Source organism: Martelella sp. AMO21009 (genome assembly GCF_053484295.1).
Genome location: NZ_JBAKFR010000042.1, coordinates 19683 through 39617, shown reverse-complemented (window position 1 = coordinate 39617; position 19935 = coordinate 19683). Strand labels below are relative to the sequence as shown.

General features: G+C 63.5%; 19 protein-coding genes. 13 read left to right on the top strand and 6 right to left on the bottom strand.

What is annotated here, in order from left to right; genetic code table 11:
• Window positions 1–233: 233 nt before the first annotated feature.
• From V6766_RS23840 to V6766_RS23825, 4 genes are all read right to left on the bottom strand, one after another.
• Window positions 234–575 carry a tRNA-binding protein gene (locus V6766_RS23840; RefSeq protein ID WP_448470746.1) on the bottom strand — a complete coding sequence of 114 codons (342 nt, stop codon included), beginning with the start codon at window positions 573–575 and terminating at the stop codon, window positions 234–236.
• A 15-nt stretch (window positions 576–590) separates the two neighbouring features.
• Window positions 591–1412: a pyrroline-5-carboxylate reductase gene (gene proC, locus V6766_RS23835; protein ID WP_448470745.1), complete on the bottom strand. Its 822-nt coding sequence runs from the start codon at window positions 1410–1412 to the stop codon at window positions 591–593.
• 1 nt (window position 1413) lies between these two features.
• A complete protein-coding gene (locus tag V6766_RS23830) occupies window positions 1414–1914 on the bottom strand; it encodes a type III secretion system chaperone family protein (RefSeq protein ID WP_230722647.1) in 501 nt (166 codons plus the stop codon).
• A 605-nt stretch (window positions 1915–2519) separates the two neighbouring features.
• A complete protein-coding gene (locus V6766_RS23825; RefSeq protein WP_448470744.1) occupies window positions 2520–2783 on the bottom strand; it encodes an accessory factor UbiK family protein in 264 nt (87 codons plus the stop codon).
• Window positions 2784–2976: 193 nt separating this feature from the next.
• Between V6766_RS23825 and lgt the strand changes: the two genes are divergently transcribed.
• The 10 genes from lgt to V6766_RS23775 all read left to right on the top strand — a co-directional run bounded on the left by lgt (window position 2977) and on the right by V6766_RS23775 (window position 13494).
• The gene (gene lgt, locus V6766_RS23820) at window positions 2977–3828 is read left to right on the top strand and encodes a prolipoprotein diacylglyceryl transferase (protein WP_448470743.1); all 852 of its coding nucleotides are present in this window, start codon (window positions 2977–2979) and stop codon (window positions 3826–3828) included.
• Window positions 3825–4925, top strand: a complete 1101-nt coding sequence (locus V6766_RS23815) for a class I SAM-dependent methyltransferase (protein ID WP_448470742.1) — start codon at window positions 3825–3827, stop codon at window positions 4923–4925. Before lgt ends, V6766_RS23815 begins: the two co-directional genes overlap by 4 nt.
• A 54-nt stretch (window positions 4926–4979) precedes the next feature.
• Window positions 4980–5780 carry a peptidoglycan editing factor PgeF gene (gene pgeF, locus V6766_RS23810; protein ID WP_448470741.1) on the top strand — a complete coding sequence of 267 codons (801 nt, stop codon included), beginning with the start codon at window positions 4980–4982 and terminating at the stop codon, window positions 5778–5780.
• A gap of 45 nt (window positions 5781–5825) precedes the next feature.
• Window positions 5826–6977, top strand: coding sequence for a M24 family metallopeptidase (locus V6766_RS23805; RefSeq protein ID WP_448470740.1), 1152 nt, complete (start codon window positions 5826–5828; stop codon window positions 6975–6977).
• A gap of 163 nt (window positions 6978–7140) precedes the next feature.
• Window positions 7141–8001 carry a hypothetical protein gene (locus V6766_RS23800; RefSeq protein WP_448470739.1) on the top strand — a complete coding sequence of 287 codons (861 nt, stop codon included), beginning with the start codon at window positions 7141–7143 and terminating at the stop codon, window positions 7999–8001.
• 125 nt (window positions 8002–8126) lie between these two features.
• Complete coding sequence (locus V6766_RS23795; protein ID WP_018066727.1) at window positions 8127–9059, top strand: ribose-phosphate pyrophosphokinase; 933 nt, start codon at window positions 8127–8129, stop codon at window positions 9057–9059.
• A 315-nt stretch (window positions 9060–9374) separates the two neighbouring features.
• Window positions 9375–11540 (top strand): EAL domain-containing protein, encoded by a 2166-nt coding sequence (locus V6766_RS23790; protein ID WP_448470738.1) that lies wholly within the window; start codon window positions 9375–9377, stop codon window positions 11538–11540.
• A gap of 154 nt (window positions 11541–11694) precedes the next feature.
• Window positions 11695–12321: a bifunctional nicotinamidase/pyrazinamidase gene (gene pncA / locus V6766_RS23785; protein ID WP_448470737.1), complete on the top strand. Its 627-nt coding sequence runs from the start codon at window positions 11695–11697 to the stop codon at window positions 12319–12321.
• A 154-nt stretch (window positions 12322–12475) separates the two neighbouring features.
• Complete coding sequence (locus V6766_RS23780; protein ID WP_448470736.1) at window positions 12476–13180, top strand: AzlC family ABC transporter permease; 705 nt, start codon at window positions 12476–12478, stop codon at window positions 13178–13180.
• A complete protein-coding gene (locus V6766_RS23775; RefSeq protein ID WP_448470735.1) occupies window positions 13177–13494 on the top strand; it encodes an AzlD family protein in 318 nt (105 codons plus the stop codon). The genes V6766_RS23780 and V6766_RS23775 overlap by 4 nt, the downstream gene beginning before the upstream one ends.
• On the opposite strand, the gene V6766_RS23770 is transcribed toward V6766_RS23775, so the two are convergent.
• Window positions 13484–15319 carry an aminopeptidase P family protein gene (locus V6766_RS23770; protein ID WP_448470734.1) on the bottom strand — a complete coding sequence of 612 codons (1836 nt, stop codon included), beginning with the start codon at window positions 15317–15319 and terminating at the stop codon, window positions 13484–13486. The two genes, V6766_RS23775 and V6766_RS23770, sit on opposite strands and share 11 nt — an antisense overlap.
• A 295-nt stretch (window positions 15320–15614) precedes the next feature.
• Between V6766_RS23770 and V6766_RS23765 the strand changes: the two genes are divergently transcribed.
• Window positions 15615–15782: a hypothetical protein gene (locus V6766_RS23765; protein WP_448470733.1), complete on the top strand. Its 168-nt coding sequence runs from the start codon at window positions 15615–15617 to the stop codon at window positions 15780–15782.
• 123 nt (window positions 15783–15905) lie between these two features.
• Here the strand turns inward: V6766_RS23765 and V6766_RS23760 are convergent, their stop codons facing one another.
• Entirely contained in the window at window positions 15906–17552 is a 1647-nt protein-coding gene (locus V6766_RS23760) for an acyl-CoA dehydrogenase family protein (protein WP_448470732.1), read from the bottom strand.
• Window positions 17553–17697: 145 nt separating this feature from the next.
• On the opposite strand from V6766_RS23760, the gene V6766_RS23755 reads away from it, so the two are divergent.
• Window positions 17698–18639, top strand: a complete 942-nt coding sequence (locus V6766_RS23755; RefSeq protein ID WP_448470731.1) for an aspartate carbamoyltransferase catalytic subunit — start codon at window positions 17698–17700, stop codon at window positions 18637–18639.
• Entirely contained in the window at window positions 18636–19925 is a 1290-nt protein-coding gene (locus tag V6766_RS23750; RefSeq protein ID WP_448470730.1) for a dihydroorotase, read from the top strand. Before V6766_RS23755 ends, V6766_RS23750 begins: the two co-directional genes overlap by 4 nt.
• Window positions 19926–19935: the final 10 nt, after the last annotated feature.

Here is a 19935-nt window from a genome sequence, read left to right as displayed (position 1 = left end):
AAATCACACCAAAACGGAATCCCATACGATTCATTCATCGCGCCTGATGCTCTAATCACATCAGACGCGAGAAGCGTTGGCGGACTTTTGATGTGACATTTCAATGACTTCATGACGCCACAGACGCCTGTCGCAGGGTGAGGTGCTTGGATCCTCGGGTCAAGCCCGAGGATGACGCCCGTAAAACAGAGAGGCTTGTCAACAAACCGGGCTGTTACCTTCTCCGGCAGCGTTCAGTGCAGCCGGGAGCCGTTCGGGACGGGTTTGTCGACGGTCGCCAGTACGACCGCGCCGGCCTCGTCGGCAAAGCCCAGCGTCAGCACTTCCGATCGCACCGGGCCGATCTGGCGCGGCGGGAAGTTGACGACGGCCATGACCTGACGGCCGACCAGTGTTTCCAGCGTATAATGCACGGTGATCTGGGCCGAGGATTTCTTCACGCCGATCTCCGGCCCGAAATCGATCTTCAGCTTGTAGGCGCGCTTGCGCGCCTCGGGAAAGTCCTCGGCCTCGACAATCGTGCCGATACGGATATCGACCTTCAGGAAATCATCGAAAGCAATCTCGTCGCTCAATTCCGCGCCCCCCGCTCAGCCGGCAAGTTCCTGCGAGCGCTTGCGAGCGGCTTCGAGCGCGCGGTCGAAAACCGGCTGCAAACCGTCTTCGGCCATGAGCTGCTCGAGCGCTGCCGCCGTGGTGCCGCCCGGCGAGGTGACGTTCTTGCGCAGTGTGCCCGCGTCGTCTTCGGACGCATCAAGCAGCGCGCCCGCGCCGGTCACCGTGCCGCGGGCAAGCCGCATGGCGAGATCGGGATCGAGCCCCAGCTTGCGCCCGGCTTCGGCCATGCATTCGACCAGATAGAAGGCATAGGCCGGGCCGCTGCCGGACACCGCGGTGACGGCGTCGATATCGGCTTCCTTCTCCACCCACTCGACCTTGCCCACTGCCGAAAGCAGCGTATCGGCTACCGCGCGATCCGCAGCATCGACCTTGGCGTTGCCGAATGCGCCGATCATGCCGCGACCGATCATCGCAGGCGTATTGGGAATGGTGCGCACGATCGGCAGCGCGCCGAGACGTTCCTCGAAATAGCCGAGCGTCTTGCCGGCGGCGACCGAGATCACCAGCGTATCGTGATCGATCATCGGCTTGACCGTATCGAGCACGGCATACATCACCTGCGGCTTGACCGCGAGCACGAGGATCTTCGCCTTGATCGCATCGGAAGCCGCGACCGCGTGGCGGATGCCGCTTCTGTCAAGCAGGCTCTTGATATTGTTGGAGGGGTTCGGATCGATGACGGTGATCGCCTCACGCTTCAGCCCGCCGGCAACCCAGCCCGAAAGCATTGCGCCGCCCATATTGCCGGCGCCGACCAGCACCACGCCGTCGATGTCTGCCAGTTCCGTCATATCAGGCCTCTCCGACCGTCTCGAACAGCACCGCCTTCATGGCGTCATCGGCCGACATACCGGACCAGACGACGAACTGGAAGGCCTGGAAGTAATTCTCGCAGGCATCGAGCCCGCTGGAAAGCGTGCCCTCGACCTGCTGGTTTGTGGGCTCGGCGCCGCCGGCCAGAAGCAGCGACTGGCGGTAGACCACCACATTCTCATGCGCCCAGAAATCGAAATGACCCATCAACACCTGAGAATTCACCCGCGACAAGAGCTTGACGACCTCGTTGACGCGATGCTCGGGCACGCGCAGGTCGAAGGCGCAGGCCAGATGCAGCGCTTCGTAATGACTCATCCAGGAAAACGAGACATGGTAATCCGCCCAGCGGCCGCCGACCGTCATGGCGATCTCATCCTCGCCGGAACGCTCGAACGTCCATTCATTCGTGGCGGCCACGAATTCGATCATGTCGACCGGATTGTTCAATCGTTCGATTTCCAGCAAACCCAGGCTCATAAACCACCTTCTCAGCGCGGGGCCGCCGGTCCTCCGTCAGTGCGGATCGACAGCGGGGCCTCCTGCCTCAATTTCGAATCATCTATTAAAATCAGTGTATAATGCGATTTCATCAACACCAGCCCCCTGCCCCGGCCTTTCGCGATCCGAGTCCTTTCGAGGCTCTGAAAATGATTCAGGGCCGCCACCTAACCGACTCTGCGACCTGCATTTTTTCACCATGTCCACAGGCCTGATTTTTTTTGGTGAAATCCGGGTTTGAGCCTGTTTGGGGTGACTGTTTTGGTGCGCGGAAACGAAAAAAGCGGGCCGCCTGCGCCGACCCGCTTTCAAAATTCAGATTTTCGGAGGGTGGGAGGCGGCTTATCTGCCCGACGTCCGCTTGATGACGAAGCCTGCCCTATTCTCCGCCGTCATCTTCGGCCCTGTGCCGAGGATCTAAGCACCTATCAACGCGAGAAGCGTCTCGGGCGAAAAAGTGAACTCGAACACAGCCTCTTCCGGAACGCCAGCGCTGCTCGTGCGGAAAGGTGGTTAGATCCTCGGGTCAAGCCCGAGGATAACGTCCGTAAAAAAGATAGTCTCTTCAAAAACTTAGGCGCAGTCTACTTGCCCGCCTTTTCGTTGAACTTCGCCTCGAGCGCGTCGATGCGGGCGCGCAGCGCGTCGTTTTCGTCGCGGGCCTTGATCGCCATGTCGCGCACGGCGTCGAACTCCTCGCGCTTGACCACGTCCATGCTGTTCAGCCAGCGCTCGACCTGGGCCTTGACCCCGGTTTCGAGGTCCTTGCCGGCGCTCTGCACCGAGCCTGCCGCATCGGTCATCAGCTTTGCCAGATCGTCGAGAATGCGGGTGGTGCCGGAACTCATGTCGCTGTCTCCTTGGTCGGGCCGGGCACTCTGCCGGCTGCTCTTTGCCTTGAAGTAATGCCGGTTTGGGAAGGCCGCAAGGCCGCTTCCCGATTATCTGCGCCGCGCCGGCGTCTCACAGTGCGATCGGGCTGTCTTGACCGGGCCGCATTATGCCGCCATCTTCCCGCCCGATCATAAAGGAAACCGCGCCTTGCTGCCAGACAACATCAGGCTTGCCGCCATCCCCTTCCCCGCCATAGACCCGGTCGCGCTCCAGCTCGGCCCGCTGCAGATCCACTGGTACGGACTTGCCTATGTCGCCGGCATATTGCTCGGCTGGCTCTATGCCCGCTGGCTGCTGAAGAAGGAGCGGCTGTGGCCGGCGAACCAGCCGCCGATGGCGGTTGCGCGGCTCGACGATTTCATCACCTGGTCGGTGATCGGCATCGTCGTCGGCGGGCGGTTGGGCTATGTGCTGTTGTACGCGCCCGGCGCATACCTCGCCAACCCGCTCGCCATCTTCAAGGTCTGGGATGGCGGTATGTCGTTTCATGGCGGGCTGATCGGCATGATCGTGGTCATGATCATCTTTTCGAAGCGGCACGGCATCCATGCCTGGTCGCTCATCGATCTGGTGGCGACGGTTGCGCCGGTCGGACTGTTTTTCGGGCGCATCGCCAATTTCGTCAATGCCGAATTGTGGGGCCGACCCTCCGATGTGCCGTGGGCGATGGTGTTTCCGGGCGCCGGCGACATGCCGCGCCATCCGAGCCAGCTCTATGAAGCCGGGCTTGAGGGGCTCGTCACCCTCATCGTGCTGTTCGTCATCACCCAGGCATTCGGCGCGCTGAAGCGGCCGGGGCTGACCGGCAGCGTCTTCATCTGCCTTTACGCGCTGTCGCGCATCTTCGTGGAGTTTTTCCGCGAGCCCGACCCGCAGCTCGGCTACCTTTTCGGCGGCTGGCTGACCATGGGCATGGTGCTGTCGCTGCCGATGCTGGCGGTCGGGCTTTGGGGCATATGGTATTCCGGCCGCATGGCGAAACGGATTGCGGCCCCGTGACGACGCCGCTGCTGCCGAAAATCCGGGCGATGATCGAAGCCGACGGGCCGATGCCGGTTTCGACCTATTTCTCGCTCTGCCTCGCCGATCCCGAGCACGGCTATTACCGCACCCGCGACCCGCTTGGCGCGAAGGGCGATTTCACCACCGCGCCGGAAATCTCCCAGCTTTTCGGCGAACTCGTCGGGATTTTCCTGATTTCCGCATGGCAGGCCCATGGCAGCCCGGCAGACACGAGACTGATTGAGGGCGGACCGGGACGCGGCACGATGATGGCCGATATCCTGAAGACCGTCGCCGCCCTCGCACCGGCCATGTATAGCGGCGTTTCGGTGACGCTGATGGAAACCAGCCCGGCGTTGCGCGCCCGGCAGAAGGAAACGCTTGCACCCCATGCCGGCAGGCTTTCCTGGGTGGACCAGTTGGCCGATGCGCCCGAAGGTTTCACCCTGTTCGTCGCCAACGAACTGTTCGACGCACTGCCGACCCGGCAATTCGTCAAATCCGGGGGGCATTTCTTCGAACGGGTCGTGACGCTCGACGAGGATGGCGCGCTGGCCTTCTCACTCTCTCCGGCCCGACTTGAACCGGCAAGTCTTCCAGAGGGTTGGCAAGGAGCGAAGGAAGGCGCGATCTTCGAATATGCGCCCGCCCGCGAAGCGTTGATGGCGGAGATCGCGGCCCGTCTCAAACACCAAGGCGGCAGCGCGATCATCATCGATTACGGCCACCTCGAAAGCGGCTTCGGCGATACGCTTCAGGCGCTGCGCGATCATCGTTTCGATCCGCCGCTCACCCATCCCGGCGAGGCGGATCTGACAAGCCATGTGGATTTCGCAGCCCTTGCCGCAGCCGCCCGCGCCGAGGGCGCGCATATCCATCAGCTGATGACGCAGGGCGATTTTCTGGCGGCCCTCGGGCTCGGCCCCCGCGCTTCCGCGCTCGGCCGCGGCAAGGACGCGAGAACCCAAGGCGATATCGTCGCCGCCGCACAGCGGCTTGCAGGCGATGGCCCCGATGACATGGGCGATCTGTTCAAGGTCTTGGCGATCTCGTCCGAGCCGGTCAAACTCCTCCCCTTCGATGGCGCGGATTGACAAACCGGCTTTCCCCGCCCCAACATTTACCAAACGAAACACCGGAAACGCTCCATGCTGGACACCGCCATTCGCGATGCGCTCTCGCCGCTTCAAAGCCCGCTCTTCGAGGAGAGGCTGGCCGGCACGGATATCCGCCACGGCTTCTTCACCCGTCGGGGCGGCGTCTCCACCGGGCTCTACGACAGCCTCAATTGCGGCATCGGCTCCGATGACCGTCCGGAGGATGTTGCCGAAAACCGCGCCCGGGTCGCCGGATGGTTCGGCGCGGAGGCCGACCGGCTGATGACGCTTTACCAGTGCCATTCCGCCGATGCGGTTGGCCTGAACGAACTGCCAGAAGGCGAGCGTCCGCATGCCGACGGGATGGCAAGCAGCACCCCCGGCCTCGTGCTCGGCGTACTGACCGCCGATTGCGGGCCACTGCTGTTTGCCGATCCGGAAAACGAGATCATCGCCGCCGCCCATGCCGGCTGGCGCGGCGCCTTCAGCGGCATCATCGAGGCGACGATCGAGAAAATGGTTTCGCTCGGCGCGCGCCGGCACTCGATCATCGCAGCGCTCGGCCCCACGATCGGGCCGGAGAACTACGAGGTTGGGCCGGAATTCGTCGAGCGTTTCGCGAGCGCCGACCCGGGCCATCGCGCCCTGTTCCGACCATCGCCCGCAGATGGCCATGCCTTTTTCGACCTGCCCTCCTTTATCGGCCTCAGACTTGACCGCGCGGGTATCGAGCACGACATCATGCGTCACTGCACCTATCAGGACGAGGAAGGTTTTTATTCCTATCGTCGCGGCACCCATCGGGGTGAAAAGGATTATGGCCGCCAGATCTCGGCCATTTCCATTGTTTGAGCATCTTACATATCAATGCGTGCCCGCACGCTAGGGGAGACCGACATGGCGCTTGCTTTTGAACCTGAAGAATATGCCGAGCGATTGTCGCGGCTGAAAGCCGCGATGGCCGAGAAGAAACTCGACGCCGTGCTGCTGTTCGCGCAGGAAAGCATGTACTGGCTGACCGGATACGACACGTTCGGCTTCGTATTTTTCCAGTGCCTTGTGGTGACCGCCGACGGGCGCACAGCGCTTCTGACGCGCTCGGCCGATGTGCGCCAGGCCCGCCAGACCTCCAATATTTCCGATATCCGCATCTGGGTCGATCGCGGCCAGACCGACCCGAGCCGCGACCTGAAGGAGATGCTTTCCGACATGGACCTGCTCGGCTGCCGGATCGGCGTCGAATACGACACCCACGGCATGACCGGCCGTTCGGCCCATTTTCTGGATGGCCAGCTCAGTTCCTTCGGCCAGCTTCAGGATGCCTCCTACCTCGTCAGCAACCTCCGGCTCATCAAATCTCCTGCAGAGATCGCCTGCATCGAAAAGGCCGCGACGCTCTGCGACGACGCCTTCGACGCCGCCCTGCCGCTGATCAGACCCGGCGCCGACGAGGCCGAAATCCTTGCCGCCATGCAGGGCGCGGTGCTGTCGGGCGGCGGCGATTATCCCGCCAACAATTTTATCGTCGGCTCCGGCGAAAGCGCGCTTCTGTGCCGCGCCAAATCCGGTCGCCGCAAGCTCGACGCAAACGACCAACTGACGCTCGAATGGGCCGGCGTCTGGTCGCATTACCATGTCGCCGCCATGCGCACCGTCGTGATCGGCGAACCGACCGAGCGCCACCAGTCGCTGTTTCGCGCCGCCACGGCAACGCTTTCAGCGATCGAGGAGATTCTCAGGCCCGGCCACACCTTCGGCGAGATTTTCGACAAGCATGCCGAGATCATGGATGCGCGCGGACTGTCGCGTCACCGCCTGAATGCCTGCGGCTATTCGCTCGGCGCGCGGTTCGCACCCTCCTGGATGGAGCACCAGATGTTCCACACCGGCAACCCGCACCCGATCCTGCCGTCGATGTCGCTGTTCGTGCACATCATCATCATGGATTCCGACAGCGGCACGGCGATGACGCTGGGGCGCACCTATCTGACCGGCGAGGAGGATCCCCGGCCGCTGTCGCGCCTCGGCCTCGACCTTTACACAAAATAAAGGATGATCGCCGCCCGCGTTTGACATTGCCCCCTTCGCTTCGGACAATCGTGACCGTATTTCCGCTTCCTCCGCGACCCGGAAATGCGCGATCTTCTGATTTCTCTGGCGTCCGGACCGGTTTTCCGGACGCCTCCGGCGTTTTCCGGGAAGGGCAAGGCATATGGCGCGTGCGGCGAGCCTTCTACTCATCACCGGCCTGCTTGCGGCCTGCTCGACGGCCGACGTGCTGACGGTGGACGCGACGCCGCCGGAAACCGTCGGCAACGCCCCCGCCGCCCAGTATAATGCGCCGCCCGTGGCCGCCGCGCCGGCGGAAAACGTTGCCCGCCAGAGCCTCACGCCGCCCTCGAGCTCGCCACAGCCGACCTACGCGACCGCATCGCAACCGAGCTATCCGGCCACCGCTTCCAGCGCGCCGCGCTATGACGCGACACCGGGCGTGGGGCGCCCGCCCAGCACATTCGGCGCACAGGCGGCAAACCTCGCCCCGGCCCAGCCCACCTATACCCCGCCGCCGCAACAGACTGCGGCGGCCCCCGCAACCGCGTCGCAGACGACTGTGCCTACCCAGCCCGCGCCGGCTGCTCAGCCTCTAGCGGCAAGCGCACCCGCGCAGACAGCAGCCGCGCCGCGCGCTTCGATCGCCGCCGCCGAAACGCTCCGCTTCCTGCCGATCATCGGCGCGCCGTCCGACAAGCTGCAGCCGCTTTCCGCCCGCCTCGGAGAAAGCGCGCGGGCGGCCGGCCTTTCGATCGTCGCCATGGATGACGACAAGGCCGATCTCAGCCTCAAGGGCTATTTCTCCGCCGTCGACCAGGAGGGCGTGGTCTCGGTGATCTATGTCTGGGACGTAATCGGCGAAAATGGCGTGCGCCTGCACCGCATCCAGGACCGGCAGGCGGCCGAGACCGGCGGCTTTTCCGGCTCCGATCCGTGGGCCGGCGTCAGCGCCGACATGATGGCGGCGATCGGCCAGAAGTCGATCGGCTCGCTTCTGGCATGGCTCGACACGCAGGGTTGAGCCACCGCCCGGCGCGCGGCGTGTCATAAAAAATTCGGAAAAGCCCAGAGACAGGTTGACTGCGGACTTGCTTTCGCGTTGATCCGCGTTAAAAAGCGACAGTCAGACTGAACGGGCGAGATGATATGAAAGTTTTCGCGGGCAATTCCAACCGACAACTTGCCGAAGCGATTTGCAATTATCTCAATGTGCCCCTGGGCAAGGCCAGCGTCAGACGCTTCGCCGATCAGGAAATCTTCGTGGAAATTCAGGAAAATGTGCGCGGCGAGGACGTTTTCGTCGTCCAGTCGACCTCGTTTCCGACCAATGACCACCTGATGGAACTGCTGATCATGATCGATGCGTTCCGCCGGTCTTCGGCGCGCCGCATCACCGCGGTCCTTCCCTATTTCGGCTATGCCCGCCAGGACCGCAAACCCGGCCCGCGCACCCCGATCTCGGCCAAGCTGGTCGCCAATCTGATCACCCAGGCCGGGGCCAACAGGGTGCTGACGCTCGATCTTCACGCCGGCCAGATCCAGGGCTTCTTCGATATTCCGACCGACAATCTCTATGCGCTGCCCATCCTTGCGCGCGATATCAAGGCGCGGCGCAACCTCGACAATGTCATGGTCGTCTCGCCCGATGTCGGCGGTGTGGTGCGCGCCCGCGCGCTTGCCAAGCGGCTCGACTGTCTGCTCGCCATCGTCGACAAGCGTCGCGAGCGCCCCGGCGAATCGGAGGTGATGAACATCATCGGCGAGGTCGAGGGCAAGGAGTGCATCCTGATCGACGACATCATCGATTCGGGCGGCACGCTGGTCAATGCCGCAAGCGCGCTGCTTGCCAACGGCGCACTGTCGGTCACAGCCTATATCACCCATGGCGTGCTGTCCGGCACCGCCGTCGACCGGATCACCGCCTCGAGCCTCGAGGAACTGGTGATCACCGATTCGATCCAGCCGCGCGGCGACATGGTGGCGTCTTCCAAGGTCCGCGTGATTTCGACCGCCGCCCTGATCGGCGAGGCGATCAACCGCACCAGCCACGAATCATCGGTCTCGAGCCTGTTCGACTAGTCCGGGCCGTTTTCACGGCAGCGCATACCCTTTAAAAATGGACATTCGGTCCACTCCCACGGACGTTCGGGCTTCAGTCTTGCGGCCGAAAACGCGCGACCGTGGATGCCATGAACCGCATTCCGGTGAATGCTGGGCCGCCTCGCCATTTATCAATTTTAAATTAGTTTCGCCTCATACTGCTGTTCCGTTCAGGTTGTTCTCACCAAAGCAATTTTAATATGTCGGTTCGTTGCGAAGGAGGCTGTCATATATTCCGCATGCAGACAACGGACGTGCGTTCGCGGCTTCGCTCAGCTGGCATTGCTCGCTATTGTGTTATTTGCCTCCCCTCTCCATGCCAGCCCCCGCCCTTTCGCGTTCCCGCCCGCCATCGATGAGAGCCCGATGGCGATGTTCGTGGTCGACCCTGCCACCGGCGCGTTTCTCGCCTCCAACCGGGCGGCGCAGGCGCTTTACGGCTGGTCGCGGGAAGAGTTCCAGACGCTTTCCGTTTCCGACCTGAACCAGATGCAGCAGTCGAAGGTTGCCGCCGACCTCGGCCAGGCCGTGCAGCTACAGAAAAACTTTTTCGAGTTCAGCCAACGCCTGAAGGATGGCGAACTGCGCGAAATCAGCATGTTCAGTTGGCCGATTACCGAACAAGGCGAAACGCTGCTGATGTCGGTGGTGCTTGAAAGCCGGGACGCCGGCCGGACCTATGCCGTCATCGACTTCAACCGGCTGAACCTCGCCTTCATCGCCGTACTGTGCATTCTCGGGGCGACGGTTCTGCTGCTGGTGTTCATCATATTCCGGCGTCGCAGGCTGGTGCGGGAGCTTGGCCGCCAGCACCTGCTATTGCGCGTGATGATGGATGCGATACCGGATCAGATCTATTTCAGGCGTCCCGACCGCCAGATCGTGGCCTGCAATCAGGCGGCTGCCGAATTCCTCGGCATGCCGGTGGAAATGATCGTCGGCAAGAGCGACCGGGAATTGTTCGGAGAGAGCGAGGACAGCCTGTTGCGGCAACAGGTCTTCGGCGCGATCCACGAGCGCGAAAACCATATCGTCCAAGGCGAGGTCACAAGCCCGACGGGCAAGAAATACACGCTTGAAATGTTCCGCGCTCCCGTGATCGATCCCAGCGGCAAGCCCTTCGGCACCGTCAGCATCTGGCGCGACATCACGGACCGGCGGCGCAATGAGGAGCGGATCGAGGCGCTCGCCTTCTATGACCCGCTGACCAAGCTTGCCAATCGCGCCAGGGCGCAGGAGGTCTTGCTGGATCTTCTCGCAACCCACAGACAGTCCAAGCAGCATATGGCGCTTGCGATCTTCGATCTCGACAATTTCGCCGCGGTCAACTCGATCTTCGGGCACAATATCGGCGATGCGCTGCTCAGGGCGACCGGGCGGCGGTTGAGCAACACGATCGAGGCCGGCAGCTTTGCCGCGCGGCTTTCGAGCGACGAATTTCTGGTGCTGCTGACGGAACTGGGCGATGACCGGACGACGGCGCTGCAGGTCGCGCAGGAACGGATCGACAGGCTGCACGAGAAGCTTTCCCAGAAGGCCTTCGTCAACAGCCACCACATCACGCCCAGCACCTGCGTCGGCGCCGTGCTTGTGGGGCCGGACGCCGAAAGCGCCAATGACGAGTTGCGCCGCGCCGACCTTGCCATGCACAATGCCAAGGCGAAGGGACGCGGCAGCATAAGCTGGTTCCATGACGACATGGTCGACCAGCTGGTATCACGTTTCGACCTGGAAACCGCGCTGGAACGGGCGCTGCAGACCAACGGTTTCAGCATCTATCTGCAGCCGATCATCAATCGCAAGGCCTCGGGCCGTCACTTCGAGGCGCTGTTGCGGCTCGACCATCCCGAGCGCGGCGTCATCAGCCCGGGGGATTTCATCGACGTCGCCGAGAGCACCGGCCTTATCGTGCCCATCGGCGCCTGGGTTCTGGAGGAGGCCTGCAAGCTGCTCAGCGAATATCCAGACCTGCATCTGTCGGTCAACGTCTCGGTGCAGCAGTTCCTCCAGGAGGATTTCGTCGAACAATTACGCGCCCTGCTGGAGCGCTATGATTTCGCGCCGAACCATCTCACGCTGGAGATGACCGAAAGCCTGATGATCGCCAATTTCGAGCTCACCCTGTCCCAGTTGATGGCGATTCGCGACCTGAAGATCCGCCTCTCGATCGACGATTTCGGAACCGGCTACTCCGCCCTGCTCTACCTCAAGCAACTGCCGCTCGACGAGTTGAAGATCGACCAGTCCTTCATCTCCGGCGTACCGCATGACAGCAACGACACATCGCTGGTCGAGCTGATCATCACCACGGCGCACCACCTCGGCCTCGTGATCGTGGCGGAAGGCGTGGAAACGCCCGAACAGGAAGAATGGCTGCGCAGACATGGTTGCGAAAGCCTGCAGGGCTACCTGTTCAGCCGGCCGCAGCCGATCAAGCACTATCTGCCATCTTTCCATTGACCGCCATTCCGTGGCAGGCTGGCGGAAGAGTTCTTTTTTGTCCGCGCGTCCAGACGGAAAACCGGCGTCCACTTTTCCTGGACGCGCTTTGGTCTGTCCGCGCGCCCCGACGCAAAACCGGCGTCCACTGGACGCGCTAGGGATGAGGTGAGTGATGAAAGCGCTGCTGCTGGTCGATATTCAGAACGGCTTCTGCCCGGGCGGCAATCTTGCCGTCGCCGATGGCGATGCCGTGGTGCCGGTCGCCAACCGGCTGATCGAAAATGGCGGCTACGGTCTGATCGTCGCCTCGCAGGACTGGCATCCGCCCGGCCACGGATCGTTCGCCTCCTCCCATCCCGGCAAGCAGCCCTTCGAGATGGGCGAGCTTTCGGGCAAGCCGCAGGTGATGTGGCCCGATCACTGTGTCCAGAATACGCCCGACGCCGATTTCCACCCCGACCTGAACGTCGCCGCAATCGACTACGTCCAGCGCAAGGGTGAGAATCCGAACGTCGATTCCTATTCGGCCTTCCGCGACAATGACCGCGCTGCCGTGACCGGGCTCGATGCCTATCTGCGGCACAAGTCGATTGGAACGCTCGATATTCTTGGCCTGGCGACGGACTACTGTGTCCGGTTCTCGGCGCTCGATGCCGTTGCCATGCTGCCAGGCGTCAAGGTTCGCCTGATCGAGGACGGGTGCCGCGGGATCGATGACGAAGGCGTCAGAGACGCGCTCCGCGAGATGCGCGAGGCGGGCGTCGAGATCATCGACAGCGAGACCGCCCTTTCGGGTTGAGTATCCCTTAATCGAATCATCAACGGTTCTTATTTGTGTTCGCCGCAGCGACCGGTTAAGCCATGGCGAATACCCTTCCCTTTCGCTTGGAGCCCAGCATACCGTCCGATGACCGCTTCCTGTTTTCCGCTCCCGCCTTTGGGAGGCTCCCTTCTTGGCTGACACTCGCGAATTCCTGACCGGTCTGCGTTCCGGCCTTGTGCCGGCGCTTTCGGCCGCACCGTTCGGCGTCCTGTTCGGCGCTGTCGCCGTGGCGCAGGGGCAAAGCGTGGGCGAAGCCGCGCTGATGAGCCTCGCAATATTTGCTGGCGCAAGCCAGCTCGTCGGCGTCGAGCTCTTCGGCCAGCATGTCGCGGCCTGGATCATCGTGGCCTCGATCCTCGCGGTCAATTTCCGTCACGTGCTCTATTCGGCCGCGGTGACGCCGATCTTCTCCCGGTTTTCGCGGGTTGAGCGATTCTCCTCGTTCTTCTTCCTGACAGACCCGCAATTCGCCGAGACGCTGAAGCGGGAGGATGCCGGCGTGCCGGTGACGTATACCTGGTATATCGGCATGGCTCTATGCTTCTATGCCATCTGGAACGCAATGACGCTAATCGGCGCGACGCTCGGCGGCTTCATCGACAATCCGGAAGCCCTCGGGCTCGACGTGCTGTTGCCGATCTATTTTCTGAGCATCGTCATCGGCTTCAGGCACCGCACCAATTATCTGCCCGTGGTGGCGGCCAGCGCCATCGCTTCCGTAATCGCCTTTGTCACCATTGGCTCGCCCTGGCATGTCAGCGTGGGGGCCTTTGCCGGCATTCTGCTGGCCGCGGCCCTGCCGCCTGCGCCCGCCGGAAAGGCGGAAAAGCCGTGAGCACCTTTACCAACGACCATATCGTTCTGGTAATCCTGGCGGCGGCCCTCGTCACCTATCTGACGCGGATCGGAGGCTATCTTCTGCTGTCGGTGGTCTCGCGCATCCCGCCGCGGGTCGAAGCGGCGCTCAACGCCATACCCGCCGCGGTGCTGACGACGCTGGTGGCGCCCGCCTTCTATGCCGGCGGATGGGAGACGAAACTCGCCATGGCCGCCGCGCTGCTTGTCGGGTTACGCTACACCTCGCCGCTGCCGATGATCGCCGTCGGCTGGGCGGTGGTGATGATCGCGCGCTATTTCGTCATTGCCTGAGCGGCCTTGTGGCCGCCTCCAGCCAGCGCCGCTCGGCATCGCTTGCCGCCAAGGGGGTAAGTTTTTCGCGGACCTCGCCGTGATAGGCATCGAGCCATGCGGTCTCTTCAGGGCTCAGCAACACGGGCAGGATCAGCCTCAGATCGATCGGGCACCATGTCAGCGTCTCGAAGCCGAGCATCGGGATCTCGCCGCCCTCGATCGGCTCGGCCTGTTTCACCAGAACCAGGTTTTCGATGCGGATGCCAAACGCGCCGGGGCGATAATAGCCGGGCTCGTTGGATATGATCATGCCGGGCTTGAGCTCGGCCGAACCCAGACGCGATATCCGTTGCGGCCCCTCATGCACCGACAGATAGGAGCCGACGCCATGGCCGGTTCCGTGGGCATAGTCGACGCCGGCCTGCCAGAGCGCGGCGCGGGCGAACGGATCGAGATCCATGCCGCGCGTGCCCGCCGGAAAACGGGCCCGCGAAATCGCGATCATGCCCTTCAGCACCAGCGTGAAGAATTTCTTCTGCGCGTCATCGACTTCGCCGACCGCAATCGTGCGGGTGATGTCGGTGGTGCCGTTCTGGTACTGCGCGCCGGAATCGACGAGATACATCTCGCCGGGCTGGAGCATACGGCTGGTCTCGCTGGTGACGCGGTAGTGGATGATCGCGGCATTCGGCCCCGCGCCCGAGATCGTATCGAATGATATGTCACGCAGCGGGTTCTGCATCCGCATACCGGTCTCGGCGCGGGCCGCCTCCAGCGCGCTTGCCGCATCGATCTCGCTGACCGTGCCGGGCGGCTGGGCATCAAGCCACGCCAGAAACGACACCATGGCCGCGCCGTCCTGCAGATGGGCGGCGCGGGTGCCGGCCTGTTCCGCCGGGTTCTTGACCGCGCGGGCGGGCGCAACCGGATCGGGCGCATTCTGCCATTTACCGCCGGCAGCCTCCACGATCTGCACCACGGCGTAGGGCACCGCCGCGCGATCGATGAGCAGCGTTTCCCCCGCCGCCGCGATCGCTGCAAGCGCATCGGATAGGGCTTCGGGCGGCAACAGGGCGGCGAGCAGTTTCAGGTGGGCGGCGGCCTCGCCGGCCACCTTTTCCGGCGTCAAGAACAGCATCGCCGAGCCATCCGCCTTCACGATCGCGCGCGACAAGGGCGCTGGCGTATGGGCGACGTCATTGCCGCGGATGTTGAACAGCCAGGCAACCGAGGTCGAATCGGCGATCAGCACGGCGTCGGCTTTCTTCTCCCGCAACATTGCGGCAATGGCGGCGATCTTGTCCTTGGCCGGTTGTCCCGCCAGATCGTTGTTCTGGACCGTGACGGGGGCTGAGGGCGCAGCCGGACGATCGGCCCAGATGCCGTCGATCGGATTTTCGGAGAGCAGCACCAGTTCGCCGCCGATGTCGGCCAGCGCGGATTGCAGCTTCTCGACCTCGGCCGGCGTATGCAGCCAGGGATCGATGCCAAGCTTCAACCCCTTCGGCTTGTGCGCGCCAAGCCATGCGGGCGGCGGGCAGCCGACAAGATCGCCGGCGGTGATGAGAGCGGCATCGGTTTGGGCAGCAAGCTGGGTGGTGTAACGGCCATCGACGAAAACCACGGCCTGCTCCTCCATCACCAGCGCGATGCCCGCCGAGCCGGTAAAGCCGGTCAGCCATGCCAGCCGTTCGGCCGATGGCGGCACATATTCACCCTGATACTCATCGGTGCGCGGCACCAGAAAGGCGTTGATGCCGAGGGCTGGAAACAGCGCACGAAGGGCGGCGATGCGCGGTGCGGCCTGTTCGGGGCGGGAGGAAACGTCGAAGGACTGAAACATGAATAGGTACCACTGGCTGTTTGTCGGCGCGACGATAGCCGATCCCGGAAGGGATCGAAATCGTTTTCGCCGGATTTTCCGGTGGCGGATCGCCGGCGCCCGCACCGACCTCCTGCAGGATGCATGCAGGAAACGCATGGCTCCCATGACCCTGCCTATCTGCCTCAACGCAAGGCATGCCCCTATATTGGGCACAGTTAATCGACGAAAGTCTCGCTCCACGGAGGAGCGCCGGATCAACGGCAGCCGATCCGATCGGCGGCGGACCACGATCACAAGACAGGGAGTTAAGACAATGGGCTTTTTCCGCACCGCCTATAAGAACCTCACCGATGCTCGCCAGCGTCAGGCCGACCGTTTCGTCGCCGACGCCCTGCTGCAGCTCGACGACGCCTCGCTTACCGCGATGGGCAAGTCCCGCGCCGAACTCGTCGGCAAACGCGCGAGTCGCTCGGCGATCTGAACGGTCGACGCGCTACGCTTCCACGATAGGGATTGCCCCGCTTGCATTCGCTTGGGGTATGATCCTCACCAAAAAGGCCGCGCCTTCGGGCGTGGCCTTTTGTTTTCCCGTCTTTGAAGCTCGTCAATCGACTTCGGGAAACAGCAGTTCGACGATGTAGCTCGGGTCGAAGCGGGTATCGAGCATGCCATAGGTGGAGCGCCAGCCGGCGGCGAGGCGGGTCTCCAGGAAGGCATCGGCAATCCGCCCGGCCCCAAGCCGGTAGAGTTCCGCGGCGCCCGCGGCGAGCGCCAGTTGCTCGATGAAGATACGGGCAGCACTCTCATCGCTCTTGCAGAGCGCCATCGCCGCGCGCAGCAGTTCCACGATCTTGCCCCCCGAAGCGCCCAGATCGCGCGCGATGACCTGGAACACGGCCTCGAACAATTCACCGCCATGTTCCACGACGCGGCGCAGGTCGAGCGCCATCAGATTGCCGCCGCCGTCATGCATCGCAAGACCCGGCGCATCGCGATAGTGACGCGCGATCGGCCGGTCCTCGACAAAGCCATTGCCGCCCATCGCCTCCATCGCCTCGGCCACCACGGCGGGCGCGATCTTGGTGGTCCAGTATTTGGTGACCGGGGTCATGACCCGGGCATAGGCGGCCTCTTCGGCGCTGTCGCGGGCGCGGTCGAAGCTTTCGGCAAGCCGGAACGACAGCGCGCCGGCTGCGGCGACATCGAGCGCGAGATCGGCAAGCACCCGCATCATCAGCGGCTGGACCACCAGCGTGCGGCCCGCCACTTTCCGGCCCCGAGCGGCATGGGTCGCCTCGGCGACGGCCGCACGCATCATCCCCGAGGCAATCACGGCGCTGTCGAGCCGCATCAGCGTCAGCATGTCGAGGATCGTCCTCAGCCCGCCATCCGGCGCGCCGAGCAGGAAGCCGAAGGAATCGGCAAATTCCACCTCGGCGGCGGCGTTGGAACGAAGCCCAAGCTTGTCCTTGAGGCGCTGGTAGCGCAACGCGTTGCCCCTGCCCTCGTCCAGAAGCCGCGGCACCAGGAAGCAACCGGGCTTGCCGTCGACATCGGCGAGCATGATGAAGGCGTCGCTCATCGGCGCAGAGACGAACCATTTGTGGCCGGAAAGCCGGTAGACCCCTTCGCTGACCCGGTGCGCCTTGGTGGTAAGCGCGCGCATGTCGCTGCCTGCCTGCTTTTCGGCGATGGCGAGCCCGATCGTGGCGGAGGCCTTCTGGTTCTGGGCGCGGTTGGTCGAATCATATTTGCGCGACAGAATCTTGGGCGCCCATTCGTCGCGCAATTGCGGGGCTGCGGCGAGAACAGCAAGCGAGGCGGAGGTCGATGACATCGGCTCCAGATGGCCGCATTCGAGCTGGGCGGAGAGGAACAGCCGGACGGCGCGCAGCTTGTGCGCCTTGGATTTTGAATCGGCATCGCGCGGCGGCTCCCACAGCAGGGAATGCAGGCCGGACGCCATCGACCGGCGCATCAGCGCGTGCCAGGCGGGATGGAACGAAACGACATCCAGCCGCTCGCCCGCCGGCCCGTGGGTCTTGAGCTGCGGCAGGCTGGTATTGGCCATCTGCGCGAGTTCCTGTGCGTCGGGCGAGGTGACGTAGCGCCCGATCGCATCGAACTCGTCGCGCAGCGACCGTCCGAGCGTGCGCGTCAGATCGCCGAGCAGCGGGTCCGACTGGAACGCGTTGAGATTGCTCCACGGCTTTGGCTGGTTCAGGGTCTTGTAAATATCGGCGTCGGCCATCGGCGTACATGGTTCCGTTTTCAGCTTATCCGCAGTTGGCATGCTTCGATATCATCTGTCAAAGCTTGCGGCGAGGCCGACGAGCCATTATAGACGCCAGGACTTCTCCCGACGGACCGCCCGACCTCATATGGAGGAAAGCTTCATGGTCTTCTTTCCCCACCGACACCTGATCGGCATCAAGGGGCTTTCTCCCATCGATATCAACACCCTTCTCGACAAGGCCGAAGAGGCAATCGCCTTCAACCGGTCGCGCGAAAAGAAGAACGCTGTGCTGCGCGGCCTCACCCAGATCAACCTGTTCTTCGAGGCCTCGACCCGGACCCAGGCCTCGTTCGAACTGGCCGGCAAGCGGCTCGGCGCGGATGTGATGAACATGTCGGTCGGCAATTCCTCGGTCAAGAAGGGCGAGACGCTGATCGACACGGCGATGACGCTGAACGCCATGCACCCGGATGTGCTGGTGATCCGCCATTCCTCGGCGGGCGCCGCCGAACTGCTCTCCCAAAAGGTCGCCTGCTCCGTGATCAATGCCGGCGATGGCGCGCATGAACACCCGACCCAGGCGCTGCTCGACGCGCTGACAATCCGCCAGGCCAAGGGCCGGCTCGACAATATCGTGGTGGCGATCTGCGGCGATATCCTGCATTCGCGCGTCGCCCGCTCCAACATCATCCTGCTCAACACGATGGGTGCCAGGGTGCGGGTCGTGGGCCCGGCCACGCTGCTGCCCTCCGGCATACGCGACATGAGCGTCGAGGTCTGCGACACGATGGAGGAAGGGCTGAAGGGCGCCGATGTGGTGATGATGCTCCGCCTCCAGCGCGAGCGCATGTCCGGCGCGTTTGTGCCCTCGGTGCGCGAGTACTTCCACTTCTGGGGGCTCGATCGCGAGAAGCTGAAGGCGGCCAAGGAGGATGCGCTGGTGATGCATCCCGGCCCGATGAACCGCGGCGTCGAAATCGCCTCCGATGTTGCCGACGGCCCGCAGAGCGTGATCGAACGGCAGGTTGAAATGGGGGTCGCCGTGCGCATGGCGGTGATGGAAACGCTGATGCTTTCGGAACACGGGGGACCACGCTCATGAAGCCGCTCGTTCTGAAAAACGCCCGCATCATCGACCCCTCGCGCGACCGCGATGAAACCGGCACGATCATCGTGGAGGACGGCCAAATCGCGGCCGCCGGGGCCGATGCCATGAACCAGGGCGCGCCGGAGGGCGCGGAGATTGTCGACTGCGATGGCCTTGTGGCGACGCCAGGCCTTGTCGACGCCCATGTCTTCGTTGGCGAGCCCGGCGCGGAGCATACCGAAACCATCCGCTCGGCAAGCCAGGCGGCGGCGGCAGGCGGCATCACCTCCTTCGTGATGATGCCGGACACCCAGCCGCCGATCGATGATATCGCACTGCTGGAATTCGTGCTGAAGACCGCACGCGACAATGCCGTCGTCAACGTCTACCCCGCCGCGGCCCTGACCAAGACCCTCAAGGGCGACGAGATGACCGAGATCGGCATGCTCAAGGCGGGCGGCGCTGTCGCCTTTGCCAATGGCCGCTATTCGCTCTCCGACAACCGCGTGCTGCGCCGCGCCATGACCTACGCCCGCTCGTTTGACGCGGTGGTGGCACTGGAGCCGCGCGACCGCTATCTCTCCGAAACCGGCGTCATGAACGAGGGCCTGTTCGCAAGCTGGCTCGGCCTTTCCGGCACGCCGCGCGAGGCCGAGGTAATTCCGCTCGAGCGCGACCTGCGGCTGGCGACCCTCACCAGGGCCCGCTACCACGCAGCCCTGATATCGGTCCCCGAATCGGTCGAGGCCGTCGGCGTGGCGCGCGATCGCGGCGCTTCGGTTTCCAGCGGCATCTCGATCAACCATCTGACGCTCAACGAAAACGACATCGGCGAATACCGCACCTTCTTCAAGCTCTCCCCGCCGCTGAGGCAGGAAGAAGACCGGCAGAAGATGGTCGAGGCGCTGAAGGACGGGCTTATCGACATCATCGTTTCCTCGCACGATCCGCAGGACGTTGACACCAAGCGTCTGCCGTTCTCCGATGCGGAAGATGGGGCGATCGGGCTGGAGACCATGCTGGCCGCCGCCCTTCGCCTCCACCACAGCGGCGACGTGCCGCTGATGCGGCTGATCGATGCGATGTCGACCCGACCGGCGAAGCTGTTCGATCTCGATGCGGGCTCGCTTCGCCCCGGCGCGAAGGCCGATATCGCCCTGATCGATCTCGACGAACCCTGGGTGGTGACGCCCGATCGACTGGTTTCGCGCTCCAAAAACACGACATTCGAAAATGCCCGCTTTTCGGGACGGGCCGTCGCGACATATGTTGGCGGCATCAAGGTCCACCAGGCGGACTGACCGGAAGGGG